Raw genomic sequence first — 16,370 nt, 5'->3', positions numbered from 1 at the left:
CTCTTTTCATCAGCCCGTTTACCAGGGCGACTACGCTTACAGCGTGCTGCGCCTCCAGGTGCGGCTTTACTTTTTCTCCCTTTACTTTGTTTTGTGCGGAGCTGCTGATGAAACCCCTTCACGCGCAATACCTTTTCTGCTGTGCCACCCTGAGCCTGCTGTCGCCGCTGCCTGCAATGGCATGGAGTGACCTTACCGTCTTTGGTGACAGTCTGAGCGATGGTGGAAACGTAGGACGTTTTACCTATGATGGTGCGACCCATCCGCTCTATGACGAGATCCTGGCGCAGTCGCTGGGTGACACTCTGCGCCCCTCATCCCAGGGCGGTAACAACTATGCCGAGGGCGGTGCCGTCGCAGTGCCCGCGATCAATCCGTTATTTAATAGCCAGGATCAGCTTGATCGTTACCTGACGGCGCGCGACGGACGCGCCGATCCGGACGGACTCTATATTCACTGGATTGGCGGCAATGACTTAGCGGCGGCAGCTCTTGCGCCGCTCGCTGCGCAGCAGATCGTGGATAACAGTGCCAGTGCCGCAGCCTCACAGGTTAGCCGGTTGCTGGATGCCGGGGCCGGCACGGTGATTGTGCCTACGGTGCCAAATGTCGGGGCGACGCCCGCGCTGCTTCAGGCGATTCTGCAGGTGCTGGGTCCGGCCGCGCAGCCTGCCACGTCGGCGCTGTTTCAGTCGCTGAGCGCCACCACCACGCCAGATCGTGCCGCCAGAGAACAGGCGATTGAAACCGCGCTTAACGAGGCCGCTGGTCAGGTCTCTTCGCTTCCGCTGATCCGCGATGCCCTTGCTCAACAGCTGATTGCCGCCTGGCAGTTGCTGAGTCAGGAGGCGGCGGCGCTCACCGATCGTTACAACCAGGCGGAGGAACAGGGCCTGGTGGCGGCACGCGGTAACATCGCGCGGGTGGATATTAATGGCCTGTTTAATGAGGTGATTGATAACCCGCGCCTGTATGGACTCAGCAACACGGCGGGCATGGCCTGTCCGCCCGGCGTCTCATCCATGGACTGCACCTCCTCGACGCCAGGATTTTCGCAGTCACAGCAATATCTGTTCGCCGACCGGTTGCATCCCAGCCCGGCAGTGCATGCGCTGATCGCCGATTATATTCAGTCAGTACTGAATGCGCCGCTGCAGGTGGCCGCACTGAGTCAGGCACCGTCGATGCTGGTGGGTGATGCGCAGAATACGCTGGATGGCCATCTGCAACAGCAGCGTCAGCAGCCCGCCAGCGCCGGAGAGTTTACGGTTTTCGGCGGCTATGCCGGACAGCAGCGAGATTTCCGCGGCGACAGCCTGCTGGATGGCGATGCCACCAGCGCCACCGGCACCGTGGGTGTGGGCTATCAGCTGACCGATCACTGGCAGGCCGGCGCCATGCTCTCCACCACCTCGCAACGACAGGATCCCTCGTCGCGCTTTGATTACCGTTTACGCGGCAATCTGGTGGCGCTGTGGAGCCAGTTAAATTATCTGGATCGGGGATGGATTAATGCAGATGCCCATTACGCCGATCTTAACTTTGATGATATTGAGCGTAAGGTCAGACTGGGACCGGCGACCCGCACGGAGAAGGGCAGCAGCGACGGCAAGGTGCTGGGAATGCGGGTGCAGACCGGCTGGGATCTACCGCTGGGCCGCTATGTCTCCACCGGCCCGATGGCCAGCTATGCGCTTGACTACACCCAGGTTGATGGATACAGAGAAGAGGGTAACAGCAGTACCTCGATGCGCTTTGGCGACCAGACACTGCATTCGCAAATCGGCTCGGTGGGCTGGCGTATCGACAGCAAAGATTTAGTGATCAATCCCTGGGCGCAGGTCAGTTACAACTATCAGTTCGGCGACAGCGACTCTGCTGTTACCGCCGGACTGAAATCGACCCGCACCGCCTTTACCCGCAGCAGCGGGTCACGGGATGATAGCTGGATCAATATGGCTCTGGGCGCAAGCGTGCCCATTGGCACATCGGTGAACGCGTTTGCCGGCGTTTCAGCGGTGACAGGTAACAGCGACTATCACCAGGTGACATGGAACGTCGGGCTTAACGCCCGTTTTTAAATGTTAAGCGGTATCAAAAGGCCGTGCAGAGATCGTCTGCCGCTGTCAGAAACGGTGCGGCAGACGACACTGCGTGTTATTCATTACGCCGTGGCGGCAGAGCGTTAAACTCGCTCTGACGTGCGGTTTTCACGCTTCGGTCAGTGCCGCCTGCGCCTCCAGCTCACGAACGCGCGGTATCACATCGCGGCCAAAGAATTCCACCTCTTCGTGAAAGTGCAGAAACGCCAGCAGCAGCAGATCGACTCCGGCCTGCTTAAGTTCGATGATCCGTTCAGCAATCTGCTGGGGGGTGCCAATCAGATTGGTTTTGAAGCCGTCGTTGTACTGCACCAGATCTTCAAACGACGATTTCGCCCAGTTGCCTTCACCTTCGGGTGAAGCACTGCCTGCATTTTTGACCTCATGCTGGAAGCCTTTCACCGCATCCGGGTTGGCTTTGCTGATGATCTCCTGAAGCACCGCCTGCGCCTGCTGTTCACTCTCCCGCGCAATCACAAATCCATTCAGTCCGATTCTGACCTGATGCTGATTGCGTGTCGCTTTTTCACGGATATCCGCGATCTGCAGACGGACGCCGTCCGGCGTATTCCCATTAGTGAAATACCAGTCTGACACCCGGGAAGCCATGTCGCGCGCCGCACGTGAGCTGCCGCCCTGGAAAATTTCCGGTAATGGAGACAACGGCTTGGGTTTCATGGCGTAATCGCGAAAGCGATAAAAATCACCCGCAAAAGTAAAATTCTCTTCGCGCCAGATGCCTTGCAGGCAGCGAATAAACTCTTCAGAACGCAGATAGCGCTCTTCATGATCGAGCCAGGGTTCACCAATCGCTTTGAATTCACCCCGGAACCAGCCGCTGACGATGTTAACGGCGATACGTGGCCCATAGAGATGGCTGATGGTAGCGATCTGCTTTGCCGCTAATACCGGATTCCAAGGGCCAGGCAGCAGCGCGGCGATCACTTTTAACTTCGAGGTGTGACTGAGCAGATCCTGTGAGAAGGTGACGGATTCATGCTGATTGTCTGCGCCATACCCGGCAGTAAACCGGATCTGCGTCAGCGCATAATCAAAACCCGCCTGTTCGGCGATTTGCGCCAGTTTGCGATTGTAGGCAGCATCCCAGCGGGTTCGCTGCTCTATCTGACTGATCACCAATCCGCCTGAGACATTCGGAACCCAGTAGGCGAACTGTAAAGGCTGTGAAGCGGACATAGTCTCTCCTTATATAGCTAAATTAATGGGGCGATCATTTTTTCCAAACTTTCCGATATAAAGGAAAGATAAGCAGTAACCGTGCCATAAAATAAGAGACTGTTTTTAAAGGAGTAAATAGTTTGAGGCGAGCCAGATGTGTTGCAAATGCGGCACGGCTGAGACAAACGGGTTGCCAATGCAGCAGCGATGCCTGAACGGATCGGTGAACGTTGAATGCCTGCCATCACGCTATTGACGGCAACAGGGCGACAATGTCAGTTATGCGGGACGTGCTGTGATAACGTAGCGACGCGCGACGCCATCACAGCCGGAGGGGAGCATGATAGTCAGACAGGCATCGCCTGAAGAGGCGCATACTTTATGGAACATCCGAAATCAGGCCATTCGTCACGGCTGTGAGCAGGTCTATCCACCCGATGTGATTGCCGCCTGGACGCCAGACCGTATGCCTGCCAGCTTTCCTGCGATGATCCGCGTTAATCCTTTTTTCGTGATTGATGGCCCGGCCGGTGTGCCGGTCGCTACCGGATCGCTGGATCTCGCCGCCGCCAGTGTCGAAGCCATTTTTACGCTGCCCGATTTCACCGGACAGGGAATGGCTGGCCTGATCATTGATACCATTAAAGCGGAGGCGCGGCAGCGTGGCTACCGTCAGTTGACCCTTGCATCGACGCCGAACGCCGTGAGCTTCTATGAGCAGCATGGCTTCCGCGCGCTGGGAGAAAGTCTCTATCCGTCAAAGCTGGCGGGCTGCGCGTTGCGCTGTATTGAGATGGCGATTGGGCTATGAATGCCCTCTGCCGCAAGGTTGGCGAAATGGGGCGAAAGTTTACCGTGCAAAGACTTCGCAAGCCCCCGCCGGTAAGGTATAGTCCGCGTTTTTTGGAGGAATCATGCTGACTGGCTCATCAACACGTCTTAATAAATACATCAGCGAGAGCGGTATCTGCTCCCGTCGTGACGCCGATCGTTACATCGAGCAGGGCAACGTTTTCATTAACGGCAAACGCGCCTCTGTGGGCGCGCAGGTATTTGCAGGTGATGTGGTGAAGGTGAATGGTCAGCTGATTGAACCGCGCGATGAAGACGACCTGGTGCTGATTGCCCTGAATAAGCCGGTGGGGATCATCACCACCATGGAAGAGGGCGAGCGCGATAACATCAGCGACTTCGTCAATCACAGCAAGCGCGTCTTTCCGATTGGCCGCCTTGATAAAGACTCTCAGGGCCTGATTTTCCTGACCAACCACGGCGACCTGGTCAACAAAATCCTGCGCGCCGGTAACAATCATGAAAAAGAGTATGTTGTTACCGTCGACAAGCCTATCACCGATGAATTTATTGCCGGGATGAGCGCAGGCGTGCCGATGCTGGGCACGGTGACCAAAAAGTGCAAAGTAAAAAAGGAAGCGCCATTTGTCTTCCGTATTACGCTGGTTCAGGGTCTGAATCGCCAGATCCGTCGCATGTGTAAGCATTTCGGCTTTGAAGTGACGAAGCTTGAGCGCACCCGCATCATGAACGTCAATCTTAAGGGTTTGCCGCTGGGCGAATGGCGCGACCTCACCGACGACGAACTCGTTGAGCTGTTTAAACTGCTCGAGAACTCCTCTTCAGAAGATAAACCCGCGAAGAAAGCCAAAGCTCCGGCTAAAGCAGTTGCCGCTAAGAAACCGCAGAAAAGTGCCGCGAAACCGGATGCGGCTGGCGCCTCGCGCAAGCGCTTTGTCCAGCCTGGACGGAAGAAGAAAGGGCGCTAAACCCAGCCCGATGCAGAGAGCGATATTCTCGCTCTCTGCGCTTTCACGGACGCATCACGGAATAACGCGTGCCGCCCGAAAGCGGGCAAACAGATCGCAGAACATCTCATCCGTCGCGCGATAACCGTGAAAGCCTGCCCGCCGCAGTTTGCTGCCGTCGCCAAACATGTCGTAATTCCAGCCGAAAATAAAATCAGCGAAAGCACCGTCACTGAGTGCCAGAATATCCGCTTCAATTAAGGCATGCTCCTCGGCGATTTGCCACCACAGCGCACGATAATCCTGAAACATCTGCCGGAATGACAGCGAAACCGGCGGGGCAATCTCCAGTTCAAACCACGCTGCAATCACCGGCCACAGCTCACTCCAGCGCCAGAGGTCACCATTGTTAATATTGAACGCCTGATTACGCGCGTTAGCGCTGCGCGAAGTCCAGAGGGTGGCATCGGCCAGCAGTTCAGCATCGGTAAAATCGACCATGCTGTGCCAGGTTTCCGGCGAACCCGGGAAGCGCAGAGGGAGCCGCGCCGCGCGACAGATCGATGCATAGAGCGCCAGACTCAGCGCCAGATTCATGCTGTTGCCATGCCGATCACTGCCAACGACGCCAGGGCGCGGCGCACTCCAGTGCCAGGCTTTACCCTGCTGGTGTGCGCTCAGCCAGTTCAGCTGTGCGGCGTTGAACTCGGCCCCCGGCACGCCAGGATCGCTTTCCCGCGCCGGGGTTTTGAATCGGCCCAGATGTGCGCCATACACCTTGTATCCCTGCATCAGACTGACATGCTCAAGCGGGGCGACATCCTCCATGACCTGAACCAGATTCTGCAACATGGTGAGATTGGGTCCGACCATCGCCGTCCAGTCAGCAGCATTGAGCCAGGCGCTGTAGAAGATATGCGTAACGTCGGTGAGTGATGCCAGCCTTTGCTGGCTCTGCAGCCGATCGCGCAGATCGACCGCAACAGCCTCTGTGCCGCCTGTAGCAGAACCTGAGCGATGGGTCAGCGCGATTACCTGCCACTGGTCTGCGACCAGCGCCTGAGTCAGTTGCTGACCCACAATTCCACTGGCACCCGCTACCAGCGCAACTTTTTTGCCCTGTGTTGTTTTCATGATCGCTATCCGGTTAAGAAAGAAGCCGCATTCTCACCTGCGTTAAATTCTGATTAAATCCCCGGAACCGGATATCACTTATCAGGAAAATCAATAAATGCAGAACAAACTGACTGCGATTCAGACCTTCATCCGGGTCGCGGAAGCGGGATCGTTTTCGGCGGCGGCCCGGCAAAACGGCATGAAGCAGTCCGCGGTGAGCCAGCAGATTGCCGCGCTGGAGGAGGTGCTGGGCGTGGTACTGCTGCACCGCACCACGCGAAAAATGGCGCTGACGGCGCAGGGGCTCCATTATCTGCAGCAGGTCAGGCAAGTGCTTGGTGCGATGGAGGAACTGGAGCAGCAATTACGGCCCGGCTCGCAGCCGCTTCACGGCAGACTGCATGTTCAGTTGCCGACCGGCATCGGGCAGCGGCTGATGCCGCATCTGATCGCCTTCCAGCAGGCGCATCCCGCGCTGCGTCTGAATATTGCGCTGGAGGATCGCCTGTCTGACCTCGTTGCGGAGGGCGTTGATGTGGCGATCCGTCTCAGCGAGTCGCCACCCGCCATGCTGGCTGCCCGTTCACTCGCCACGGTTGAAACCGTGCTGGTGGCTTCCCCTGAGTGGATAGCGCGAAACGGCACACTGCAGACACCCGATGACCTTATGCGCCATCCACATATACGTTTTAGCGGTATAGCGACTGATGCGCCGCTGCAGCTGGTCTCTGAGAGCATGAGGATTTCTGTTCCGGTGGAAAGTGTGTTTCGGTCTAATAACAGCGATGCCTTGATGCAGGCTCTTGAAGCAGGCCTCGGCATTGGCGGCTTACAGACGCTGCCTGGCGCAGACGCGCTGGCCTCCGGCCGACTGGTGCGGGTGTTACCTGACTGGCGACTGCCCGATCGTTATCTCTATGCCGTGTTCCCGGATGCCCGTTTTATTCCTGATAAGGTCCGTAAGCTGGTCGGGCGGTTGAGTGAGGTGGTGGAGCAGGGAACCAGGAGAAATATCAGTTGATGAGCGCCGACACAAGGGTGCCAGAGGTGGCATCAGGATTATCTATTACTGGACGGACGAACAAGGCCAATTCATCCTGTTTACCATCTACGATAAAGACCAACGCGACGATCTTACGAAGCAGCAGCGTGATGCCCTGGCGACCGCGCTGAATGTGATCAAAAAAGGGTTGAGACATGACTGAATGCGATATTTTCAGTGAACTGATGACGGGTATGCAGGAGCTTAAGGATCATCAGGAGGGCAAAATCACACTTAAACGGCATAAGGTTACTAAGCGTGCTCCTGTCACTATTGCGCCACAGGAGTTGCGCGACGTACGCGAAAAACTCAACCTCTCTCAGGCCGTTTTCGCCCATTATCTCCACACTGGCGAGACGACCTGGCAGAACTGGGAGCAGGGCAGAGCCAGACCTAACGCCCAGGCTGTATTATTAATTCGCATGGTGCAGCAGAACCCTGAAACGCTAAAGACGCTCGCGCAGCTCTGATATGCCCGTCCGGATGGCGGGCAGCACATTCTTTTACGGCTGCGCCCGACATCCGTTACCCCGGCAGGTTAACATAGCCCTCTTTTTCGCCTAATCAGACAGTGCATTTCCCGCCTCAATCGAGATTTTAAAAGGGCTCACATTCAGAACAACGACACTTTTCACCCTGATCAGGGCGTGGCAGGATAAGCGCAATCTATCAAGGAGTGTGCCTGATGTTACTGAAAGGTATGAACGATCCGCTGCTGAAAGCGTATCAGCATCCCAAATCACGGATGATGATCAGCCGTTTCAGAGGGCTGGCGGGCGACAGAAGACTCAGTGACTGGCAGGCGTTCTGTATTCTGGTGACCGGCTTTACCAATTACTGGTATGTGCAGGCTGGTCACTACACCATTAATGTCACGCTGACCAAAACCCGTCAGTTCGACTTCCTGCAGGACTTCCTTCATTTCACGGTCACCCTGGATGGATTGATCGGCGATGAACATTTTCGCAGCCCGGACTTTGTACTACCGCATTACGATGTGCCCTATGAATTCTGTCGCTGGCGCAACAAGCGCGGCTATGACGCCTTAACCACCTATGTCAGTAAACAGGGAGTGAAATCCCATAAGGGGATGTTTGTCGCCTCGGAAGGCGTGTCTCCGGAAGAGCAGGTGATGAAATGGGAAGGGGTGGTCAACGTCTACGACAAAACCTTTTTCAGTATGGCTAACTTTAATACCACTCAGGAATTCCTGATTAAAGACATCCGTAAATCCATTCAGGATGGATTAATGAAGCACCTGAGTTTTTACCGCGACCTGTTTCACTATATCTTTCCCACACCGGCAGAGGCTCGGTTGCAGGCGCGTGACGACAGGCGCTATCTGGCGAAAAGATAGCGCCCGGTCATTTTGCTCTCAGTCACTGGCATCCGCACAGAATGATCGCTGAACCCAGCTCACCGTGCCGTTAGCGGACCTCTCTGCAGGTTTACCACTTCATCTCGCCGGTATTCACTTTCGCGCTGAGTTCCAGTGAAGCTGGTTCAGCCAGTTCTGGCCAGGCGGTGTTCATGGCAGCAATCACCGCTGCTGAGGTTTTGTGTTCTGACAGCGCCGCTTCAAAACTCTTCAGATAATTCAGGGTGAAATCTACAGCCTGCGAACCGGCTGGACGCGCACCCAGATAGTGGCCCGGAATAACGTTTTTCGCGTTGAGCGACTGCATCTCTGTGAGGATATGACGCCACTCACTGCGGCTCTTAACGGTCTGAGTGTCAGCCGTCCAGACGTGGATGCCAGAGGAAAGAGCCGTACCGCCCAGAATGGTGCTCACTGAGGGGATCCAGATGTATGCAGCATATTGATCAGGATGACGCAGTTCCAGCGCCTCGCCATCCACGCTGAAACGGGTCTGATGCGTAACTTCTGGCACAAAGACCTTATCCGGTGCGTCCTGTTTCATCTGAGGGCCCCAGTATTTCAGCTTGGCGTCATGTGTCTGCTGGATATGCTTCACTACGGCAGGTGCGGCAACGACCTTGACGTCCGGCCAGGCTTTAACAATCGGCTCCAGACCGAAGTAGAAATCGGGATCGCCAGAAGTGATCACAATCTCTTTCAGCTTTTTACCGCTCTTTTTTATCATCTCCACCAGTTTCTCACCATCCTGGGTGCTGAACTGTGCATCAAACAGAATCGCTTCGGTTGGCCCGGAGACCAGGGTTGAGGAGACGGCAAAAATCCCCTTTTCCTGCGGATTATAGGTTTCCAGTTGCAGCGTGGCCGCGCTGGCAGAGGCCGAAGCCAGAACGAGCATCACAGGTAACAGAATCGTTTTCATGAATATTCCTCAGAGATAAATGCCCGACTCAGGCAGGTGTATCGGGCGATGTTCAGAATCAGTAGCGCTATTCTACCCATCTGGCTATCTGTTAGAATTCCCGCAATCAGAGATGCTGAGTTTCATAATCCGAACAGGTGAGCGGGATGGACAGAGTGACGGCAGCTGCCGTTTTTAACCGGATATGTGAGCTGGGCAGCCTGAGTGCTGCTTCTCGTGCGCTGGGGATCTCACGGCCGATGGTCAGCCGTTATCTGGAAGAGATGGAAAAGTGGGCGGGAACGCGTCTGCTGCATCGCTCATCGCGCCGGCTGACCCTGACGCCTGCCGGTGAGGCGATTCTGCAAAAGACCCGCCAGCTGGCCCTGCTGTCAGATGCGATCCAGCAGGAAACCACCCAGGGTGTTCCGGCCGGAACGTTACGCATCGCCTGTGCCCATTTTACGGCGCTTCATCTTGTCGGCCCGGTCGTGCCCGATTTTCTTGCCCGTTATCCGGCACTGCGCATTGAACTGGATATTAACAATCAGCCGGTAAGCCTGATCAGCGAGCGCATCGATCTCGCCATCCGTATCACCGATGCGCCAGAGCCGGGGGCAATCGCACGCCGTCTCGGTGAATGTCACTCGGTACTCTGCGCCTCACCCGGCTATCTGCAGAAGCGAGGCATCCCGCAAACGCCTGGCGATCTGGCGCAGCACAACTGCCTCTACTACAGTCGTTTTGCCGGACAGAGCTGGCATTTCACGGCGGCTGATGGCGGCAAAATCGCTGTCGCCGTTAAAGGAAATTTCAGTGCGGGCATCTCGTCACTGCTATGTGACGCAGCGATTGCAGATTGCGGGATAGCGATGGTGCCTGAACGGGAGGCACGCCATGCGCTTAAAGCGGGAAAGCTGGTGGAATTATTGCCTGATTATGAGCCGCAGCGCATTGGCATCTGGGGGCTTTACCTGTCGCGCGAGCATCAGTCTGCTGCGCTGCGTCTGATGCTGGATGAGCTGCAGAACAGTATGCGAGCCGGAGATGAGCCGCGATCGTAACTGACAAAAATGGACGCTTTATGGATGAGAATCAAAACCTGTACTGGAATAGCATGGTGCCAGAACTTACCGTCACTGACTTTGCCGCGTCGCTGCGTTTTTACACGGTGGTGCTGGGCTTTGAGGTGAGGATCCAGCGTCAGCAGCCTGACTTTGCTTACCTCTGCTATGGCCAGGCGCAATTGATGATTGAGCAGTTCCATCCGCAGGGCTGGAATACCGCCGATCTGCGCTGGCCGCTGGGGCGGGGCATTAATTTCCAGATCGAAGTGGATGACATTGAGGCGGTAATGGCGCGTTTACAGCAGCACGCTGTTCCGCTCTATCGGGCGTTACGGGATAACCATTATGACACTGGCGAGACGACCGCCTGCCAGCGGGAATGCCTTGTTCAGGATCCGGATGGTTATCTGCTGCGGTTCAGTCAGTATCTGGAATAAACTGAATAGTTGTTTGTAAAAATTTACAATTCCGGGGCTGGCGTTAATAAATTAACTTAACAGTCCTTTTTTTTATTTTATCTGGTCGGGAAAAAAATTCTTTAAAAATAATAAGTGTGAGGTCTTTTAAAAAGGCTGCCAGCCCTTCTGCTTTAATGGTTTCCGTAATACTTGATGAGTCGCCAGGATGAATCTCACACGAAAAGAAAGAGAAACTTGTGATGCCGCTGGCTTACCGGTTTCGTGATTTTTTTATCGATTTGATCAGAACACTGAAAAAATTAAGTGAAAAGCACGCATTACACTACACTCATTTTAACTGGCAGGATTGGGATAATTCTTAACAGCACCTTCTTAATGGATTTCATTGGGCCAGACGGCTGAATATTTACATTCATTCTCTCATTAAGTACTTAATCTTTGAGTCTGTGAGCCGATAACAGGAGACACATACTCTGGAGGACGAAAAATGAAATCACTTTTAATTACCTGCTTTACCACGCTGCTGATTACTCTGGCCGGTCCAGCGAGCGCAGATTCAAATTCAGGCACGATCTCCTTCAGTGGAGCCATCACCAATGGTTCATGCAATATGAATATCGGTCAGAATCCTGTCGTTTTTGACTGCTTTGATCCCGCCCGTGGCAAGTCTGTTGTTACTACTGCTGACATGATGAACCCCCAGTCATTGAACGGCTTGCCCATGGTAGTAAAGATGCACTGGTTTAATCCTGAGAAAAGCAAAGGGATTATTGAAGTCAGCTATCTGTAATTCTCACCGCTGATTCTACTGTTGACCTGATAACGCCAGCGCAATCTTTGGTTAGTAACGACTATGCTGAAAGTAAATTATAAAACCCATATCTTAAAGGGGGTTGTTAACTCCTGTATCGGTCAGCGGACAGATAAACAGAAAGCCCACCTTTATTACTGAGGGTGGGCTTTTTGAGTTTATGGAATGTATCAGAGAATCACGAAGGGTCAGAAGAGCGCTGAGTAAAGTACTTCGTGCTCTGACGCTTCTCCTTTTTACGACGCAGAACCAGACTGGTGGTAATAATCAGCAGCGTTAAACCGCCGGTTGCCAGTAATTCAGCCTGATGTTTCGCATCAAACAACATGATGATCAGTACGGTGGTAATAAACAGAATCGTCACCCACGTCAGGCCAGGGAATAACCACATCCGGTAATTCAGGACTTCACCCGCCTTTTCACGCTTCTTACGCAGCACCAGATGCGATACGGCAATCACCAGATAGACCAGCAGCGCAATCGCCCCCGAGGTCGCCAGTAAAAATTCAAACACCACGCTTGGCGCAAGATAGTTGGCGATCACCGCCAGAAACGCAGCCGCTGTAGAAAGCAGCACTGCAACCCACGGTGTGCCGCTGCGATTAGTGCGTGAAGCCGAAGCAGGCGCATCTTTACGGCGTGACAGGGAGTAGAGCATGCGCGATGAGGTATAGAGTGCAGAGTTAAGACAGCTGCACACCGCCATCAGCACCACCAGGTCGACAATCAGCCGGGCATGCGGGATGTTCATCGCCGTCAGCACCGTCTGCCATGAGCCCTGTTCGACCAGGCCTGGTGTATTCCACGGCACCAGCGCCACCACAAAGAAAATCGACAGCAGATAAAACAGTGCAATGCGCCAGATGACCGAGTTAGTTGCCTGGGTAATCTGCTTGCCAGGGTTTTTGGACTCGGCAGCGGCAATGGTGACGATTTCGGTACCCATAAAAGAGAACATCGTGGTCAGGATGGCCGCAACAACCGCACCCATCCCGTTCGGCATAAACCCGTGCGTGTCATAAAGATGCGACAGGCCACTGGTGTTGCTGTCAGGCAGCAGACCCAATACTGCCGCACCCGCCACACCCAGGAACAGGATGATGGCCACGACCTTGATCAGCGCAAACCAGAACTCAAATTCACCATAATTTTTAACGCTGAGCAGGTTGGTAATGGTCAGCAGTAACGTGATGGCAAAGGTATATTGCCAGATGGCGACCTCAGGGAACCAGGCGTGCAGAATAGTGCCTGCTGCATTGGCTTCCAGTGGGATCACCAGCACCCAGAACCACCAGTAGAGCCAGCCGATGGTAAAACCGGCCCAGCGGCCCAGCGCTTTATCCGCATAGGTTGAGAATGAGCCAGAATCGGGTGAAGCGACGGCCATCTCGGCCAGCATCCGCATAATCAGCACGACCAGCGCACCGGCAGCCGCATAAGAGATCAGCACCGCAGGACCGGCTTCAGAAATCGCGTGGCCGGAGCCGACAAACAGCCCTGCGCCAATCACACCCGCAATTGAGAGCATGCGCACGTGGCGCGGTTTCAGGTTTTGAGCCAGCGAATCTTCATTATTCGCACTCTGAGTCATCGTCATGTAAACGTCTCCAGGCGGCGTCCGGCCTGTGTGGCCGGACGAACGGGGATTAACTTGGGTTAACGCGCCAGCGAAATCAGGCTGGGACGACGGGGTTTCCGACAGATGCGACACAGTGATCGATCACCGTGGAGAGAATGGTCAGCGCCTGGCTGAACTGGGCATCAGGAATAGTGAGCGGGTAGAGGAAGCGGATAACGTTGCCTTTGGCGCCGCAGGTCAGCAGCAGCAGACCCTGTTCCATCGCCATCTTCTGAACCGCCTGCGCGGTGCTGGCCTGATAGAACTCCATCGCCACCATCGAACCCAGCGCACGCACGTCGGCAATGTCCGGATGCTTGCGCTGATGCTCCTGCAGTTCTGCCTCAAGCCGGGCACCGAGATCAACCGCGCGCTGGCAGAGTTGTTCCTCTTCAATCACATCCAGCACCGCATGAGCCGAGGCAATAGCCAGCGGGTTGCCCGCGTAGGTTCCGCCCAGACCACCCGGTGCCGGGGCATCCATCACCTCAGCGCGGCCGGCGACCGCAGAGAGCGGCATTCCGCCTGCCAGGCTTTTCGCCATAGTGATGATATCGGCCTTCACCGGATAGTGCTCCATGGCGAACAGCTTGCCAGTACGGGCAAATCCGCTCTGGACCTCATCCGCAATCAACAGAATGCCGTGGCGGTCAGCCAGCTCACGTAGCTGCACCATAAATTCTGCGGGTGCAGCATGGAATCCGCCTTCACCCTGTACCGGCTCCAGCACGATTGCGGCAACATCATGCGGTGCAATGTCCTGAGTGAAAATCTCGTCAAGGCTGGTCAGAGCGGCTTCAACGCTGATGCCCTGAACTGCGCTGGGATAACGTGCATGGAAAACTGACGGCGGCATCGGGCCGAAATCCCGCTTGTAAGGTGCCACTTTGCCGGTCATTGCCATCGTCATAAAGGTGCGGCCATGGAACGCGTTACCAAAGGTGATGATGCCGTGACGGCGGGTATAGGCACGCGCCACTTTGACCGCATTTTCCACTGCTTCCGCGCCGGTCGTGAAGAAGGCCGTTTTGGCCGGACCGGCGATGGGCACCCGCTGATTAATGCGCTCAGCCAGGGCGATGTAGCTTTCGTAGGGGGTGATCTGGAAGGCAGTATGGGTAAACTTTGTTAACTGATCGGCAATGGCCTGTTCGATACGTGGATGACGGTGGCCGGTGTTCAGCACCGCGATGCCGCCAGCGAAATCGATCCAGCTGTTACCGGCCTGATCCCATAAGGTGGCGTTTTCTGCCCGGGCAACGTACCAGTCGCACAGCGTACCGATGCCTTTAGGGAGAGCCTGTGCTTTGCGCTGCTGCATCAGGTTATTATTTTCGCTCATTTCATCCACCTCGTTAATATGCGTGTTTACAATTCCCGACAAACACGTTTATTTATGCCTGAGGCGTGGTGAGTTGCCAGAGCCAATTGTCAGAGGAAAGGTGGAGCCAATTGCGACTCTTGTACGCAGATCATCTATTAGCACGGTTGCAGTTTTTAAGAACCGGCTCATTACACCAGCGGCTGCTGAATTGTATGCAGGCCGCAATCGCTGAAGAGGTGTTTCCGCGCGGAAGCCGTTTGCCGCCGACCCGCGATCTGGCGCGCGAACTCGGCGTGTCGCGAAACACGGTAATGCATGTCTATGAAAGTCTGATGGCACAGGGGTATGTTACCGCACGCACCGGCAGCGGCACCTGGATTGCCGAAACGTTGCCGGAGAATTCTCTGCAAAGTGATGCGATTGCCGATCTGCAGGCGGTGAAGGCGCAACGACCGGCGACGCTGTCGAAGCGGGGTGCCAGTTTGCTGGGCCATGCCACCGCCTCGCCCTGGCAGTGGGGCGCATTTGTGCCCGGCGCGCCCGATGTCACCGAATTTCCTCACAAGCTGTTCAGCCAGATTCAGGCGCGGCTGAACCGTGAACCTGACGTACATCGCCTGGTCTACAGCAGCGGCGGCGGCTGTCCCGACCTTCGCCATGCGCTGGTGGACTATCTGCGGGTAGCTCGCTCAGTCAGAGCCGATGCTGACCAGATCCTGATTACCGAAGGGGTCCATCAGGCGGTTGATCTGGTGACGCGGGTGTTATGTGATCCCGGCGATCGGGTCTGGATGGAGGAGCCGGGCTACTGGGGAACACGTAATCTGCTGCGCATGAATGGTCTGAAGATTCGCGCGATGCCGGTGGATGAGCAGGGCCTGGTACCGGACAGCGGTCCGGCCCCTAAAATGGTGTTTGTAACGCCTTCTCATCAGTATCCGCTGGGGGTGCACCTGAGCCTGGCGCGTCGTCAGGCATTGATCGCCCTGGCTCGCCGTCATCAGAGCTGGATTGTTGAAGATGACTACGACAGCGAATTTCGCTTTTCCGGTCAGCCTCATCCCTCACTGCAGGGACTGGAAGCTGATGCACCGGTCATCTACATGGGAACATTCAGTAAAACACTCTATCCCGCCCTGCGTATTGGCTACATGGTGGTGCCGAAACCGCTGGCACAGCCGTTGCGCATTGCGGCGGCGGAACTCTATCGCGGTGGACATCTGCTGATTCAGCGGGCGCTGGCGGAGTTCATCCGGCTGGGTCATTACATGGAGCATATCCGCCGGATGCGCCTGCTTTATCGTCAGCGGCGACAGTTCCTCTGCAAGCTGATTGAACGCTATCTGGGGCCGGCCTTTTTGCCGGCATTCAACCATGAAGCGGGACTGCATCTGGTGATGCCGCTGCCTGCGGGTGTGGATGACGTGGCGATAGCCGCTGAAGCACTGAAGCGCGGAGTTAAAGTGCGGCCGCTTTCGCAATACTATATGCATCCGCAGGAGGCGCGTGGATTGCTGCTGGGATATGCCTGCGTCAATGAGCGGCAATGTCAGGACGCCTTTGGCACACTCAAAGCCTGTCTTATGTCTGCAGGGATGGTCTTTTGTCCGCCGCGTTAGCGGTTCATGGGTTTTAAAAGGCAGCAGTTTCAGG

At 55.5% G+C, this 16,370-nt stretch carries 16 protein-coding genes; 10 read left to right on the top strand and 6 right to left on the bottom strand.

From position 1 onward, the window contains the following. Positions 1–107 precede the first annotated feature (107 nt). Positions 108–2,081, top strand: coding sequence for an autotransporter outer membrane beta-barrel domain-containing protein (locus IBT54_RS01650; protein WP_201251407.1), 1,974 nt, complete (start codon positions 108–110; stop codon positions 2,079–2,081). Positions 2,082–2,210: 129 nt separating this feature from the next. Here IBT54_RS01650 and sfnG read toward each other — a convergent pair whose 3' ends face one another. Beyond that, complete coding sequence (gene sfnG / locus IBT54_RS01645) at positions 2,211–3,299, bottom strand: dimethylsulfone monooxygenase SfnG (RefSeq protein WP_201251406.1); 1,089 nt, start codon at positions 3,297–3,299, stop codon at positions 2,211–2,213. Positions 3,300–3,621: 322 nt separating this feature from the next. Here sfnG and IBT54_RS01640 point away from each other — a divergent pair, with 322 nt between their 5' ends. Both IBT54_RS01640 and rluF read left to right on the top strand, forming a co-directional pair. Continuing rightward, positions 3,622–4,092 carry a GNAT family N-acetyltransferase gene (locus IBT54_RS01640; RefSeq protein WP_013196436.1) on the top strand — a complete coding sequence of 157 codons (471 nt, stop codon included), beginning with the start codon at positions 3,622–3,624 and terminating at the stop codon, positions 4,090–4,092. 103 nt (positions 4,093–4,195) lie between these two features. Beyond that, positions 4,196–5,062 (top strand): 23S rRNA pseudouridine(2604) synthase RluF, encoded by an 867-nt coding sequence (rluF, locus tag IBT54_RS01635; RefSeq protein WP_201251405.1) that lies wholly within the window; start codon positions 4,196–4,198, stop codon positions 5,060–5,062. A gap of 54 nt (positions 5,063–5,116) precedes the next feature. Here the strand turns inward: rluF and IBT54_RS01630 are convergent, their stop codons facing one another. Further along, on the bottom strand, positions 5,117–6,175 hold the full coding sequence (locus IBT54_RS01630) for an SDR family oxidoreductase (protein WP_201251404.1): 1,059 nt from the start codon (positions 6,173–6,175) through the stop codon (positions 5,117–5,119). Positions 6,176–6,272: 97 nt separating this feature from the next. Between IBT54_RS01630 and IBT54_RS01625 the strand changes: the two genes are divergently transcribed. Beyond that, complete coding sequence (locus tag IBT54_RS01625; protein WP_013196433.1) at positions 6,273–7,178, top strand: LysR family transcriptional regulator; 906 nt, start codon at positions 6,273–6,275, stop codon at positions 7,176–7,178. Here the strand turns inward: IBT54_RS01625 and IBT54_RS01620 are convergent. After that, positions 7,171–7,356: a hypothetical protein gene (locus IBT54_RS01620; RefSeq protein ID WP_041456533.1), complete on the bottom strand. Its 186-nt coding sequence runs from the start codon at positions 7,354–7,356 to the stop codon at positions 7,171–7,173. The genes IBT54_RS01625 and IBT54_RS01620 overlap by 8 nt on opposite strands. Between IBT54_RS01620 and IBT54_RS01615 the strand changes: the two genes are divergently transcribed. Further along, positions 7,355–7,669 carry a DNA-binding transcriptional regulator gene (locus tag IBT54_RS01615; RefSeq protein WP_013196432.1) on the top strand — a complete coding sequence of 105 codons (315 nt, stop codon included), beginning with the start codon at positions 7,355–7,357 and terminating at the stop codon, positions 7,667–7,669. The two genes, IBT54_RS01620 and IBT54_RS01615, sit on opposite strands and share 2 nt — an antisense overlap. Positions 7,670–7,884: 215 nt before the next feature. After that, entirely contained in the window at positions 7,885–8,556 is a 672-nt protein-coding gene (locus IBT54_RS01610) for a hypothetical protein (protein ID WP_013196431.1), read from the top strand. 91 nt (positions 8,557–8,647) lie between these two features. Here IBT54_RS01610 and IBT54_RS01605 read toward each other — a convergent pair whose 3' ends face one another. Further along, complete coding sequence (locus IBT54_RS01605; RefSeq protein WP_201251403.1) at positions 8,648–9,499, bottom strand: Vmh family MBL fold metallo-hydrolase; 852 nt, start codon at positions 9,497–9,499, stop codon at positions 8,648–8,650. Positions 9,500–9,645: 146 nt separating this feature from the next. Here IBT54_RS01605 and IBT54_RS01600 point away from each other — a divergent pair, with 146 nt between their 5' ends. From IBT54_RS01600 to IBT54_RS01590, 3 genes are all read left to right on the top strand, one after another. After that, on the top strand, positions 9,646–10,542 hold the full coding sequence (locus IBT54_RS01600) for a LysR family transcriptional regulator (RefSeq protein ID WP_110332142.1): 897 nt from the start codon (positions 9,646–9,648) through the stop codon (positions 10,540–10,542). A gap of 20 nt (positions 10,543–10,562) precedes the next feature. Beyond that, the gene (locus tag IBT54_RS01595) at positions 10,563–10,982 is read left to right on the top strand and encodes a VOC family protein (RefSeq protein WP_013196428.1); all 420 of its coding nucleotides are present in this window, start codon (positions 10,563–10,565) and stop codon (positions 10,980–10,982) included. A gap of 469 nt (positions 10,983–11,451) precedes the next feature. After that, positions 11,452–11,754 carry a type 1 fimbrial protein gene (locus IBT54_RS01590; protein ID WP_013196427.1) on the top strand — a complete coding sequence of 101 codons (303 nt, stop codon included), beginning with the start codon at positions 11,452–11,454 and terminating at the stop codon, positions 11,752–11,754. Between the two features lie 199 nt (positions 11,755–11,953). On the opposite strand, the gene gabP is transcribed toward IBT54_RS01590, so the two are convergent. Both gabP and gabT read right to left on the bottom strand, forming a co-directional pair. Beyond that, a complete protein-coding gene (gabP, locus tag IBT54_RS01585) occupies positions 11,954–13,366 on the bottom strand; it encodes a GABA permease (protein WP_193372119.1) in 1,413 nt (470 codons plus the stop codon). 82 nt (positions 13,367–13,448) lie between these two features. After that, the gene (gene gabT, locus IBT54_RS01580) at positions 13,449–14,735 is read right to left on the bottom strand and encodes a 4-aminobutyrate--2-oxoglutarate transaminase (RefSeq protein ID WP_013196425.1); all 1,287 of its coding nucleotides are present in this window, start codon (positions 14,733–14,735) and stop codon (positions 13,449–13,451) included. Between the two features lie 110 nt (positions 14,736–14,845). Here gabT and IBT54_RS01575 point away from each other — a divergent pair, with 110 nt between their 5' ends. Then, positions 14,846–16,336, top strand: a complete 1,491-nt coding sequence (locus IBT54_RS01575) for a PLP-dependent aminotransferase family protein (protein ID WP_201251402.1) — start codon at positions 14,846–14,848, stop codon at positions 16,334–16,336. The last annotated feature ends 34 nt before the right edge of the window (positions 16,337–16,370 follow it).

This window comes from Pantoea sp. S62 (genome assembly GCF_016658625.1).
GTDB classification, from domain to species: domain Bacteria; phylum Pseudomonadota; class Gammaproteobacteria; order Enterobacterales; family Enterobacteriaceae; genus Pantoea; species Pantoea vagans.
Note: the sequence above shows the minus strand (reverse complement) of the source record. Positions and strands in the feature narration are given on the sequence as shown.

Bases quoted from the DNA above. Each gene is read 5' to 3' on its own strand.
- IBT54_RS01650 (WP_201251407.1), top strand. From the start codon at position 108: ATGAAACCCCTTCACGCGCAATACCTTTTCTGCTGTGCCACCCTGAGC.
- sfnG (WP_201251406.1), bottom strand. From the start codon at position 3,299: ATGTCCGCTTCACAGCCTTTACAGTTCGCCTACTGGGTTCCGAATGTC.
- IBT54_RS01640 (WP_013196436.1), top strand. From the start codon at position 3,622: ATGATAGTCAGACAGGCATCGCCTGAAGAGGCGCATACTTTATGGAAC.
- rluF (WP_201251405.1), top strand. From the start codon at position 4,196: ATGCTGACTGGCTCATCAACACGTCTTAATAAATACATCAGCGAGAGC.
- IBT54_RS01630 (WP_201251404.1), bottom strand. From the start codon at position 6,175: ATGAAAACAACACAGGGCAAAAAAGTTGCGCTGGTAGCGGGTGCCAGT.
- IBT54_RS01625 (WP_013196433.1), top strand. From the start codon at position 6,273: ATGCAGAACAAACTGACTGCGATTCAGACCTTCATCCGGGTCGCGGAA.
- IBT54_RS01615 (WP_013196432.1), top strand. From the start codon at position 7,355: ATGACTGAATGCGATATTTTCAGTGAACTGATGACGGGTATGCAGGAG.
- IBT54_RS01620 (WP_041456533.1), bottom strand. From the start codon at position 7,356: ATGTCTCAACCCTTTTTTGATCACATTCAGCGCGGTCGCCAGGGCATC.
- IBT54_RS01610 (WP_013196431.1), top strand. From the start codon at position 7,885: ATGTTACTGAAAGGTATGAACGATCCGCTGCTGAAAGCGTATCAGCAT.
- IBT54_RS01605 (WP_201251403.1), bottom strand. From the start codon at position 9,499: ATGAAAACGATTCTGTTACCTGTGATGCTCGTTCTGGCTTCGGCCTCT.
- IBT54_RS01600 (WP_110332142.1), top strand. From the start codon at position 9,646: ATGGACAGAGTGACGGCAGCTGCCGTTTTTAACCGGATATGTGAGCTG.
- IBT54_RS01595 (WP_013196428.1), top strand. From the start codon at position 10,563: ATGGATGAGAATCAAAACCTGTACTGGAATAGCATGGTGCCAGAACTT.
- IBT54_RS01590 (WP_013196427.1), top strand. From the start codon at position 11,452: ATGAAATCACTTTTAATTACCTGCTTTACCACGCTGCTGATTACTCTG.
- gabP (WP_193372119.1), bottom strand. From the start codon at position 13,366: ATGACTCAGAGTGCGAATAATGAAGATTCGCTGGCTCAAAACCTGAAA.
- gabT (WP_013196425.1), bottom strand. From the start codon at position 14,735: ATGAGCGAAAATAATAACCTGATGCAGCAGCGCAAAGCACAGGCTCTC.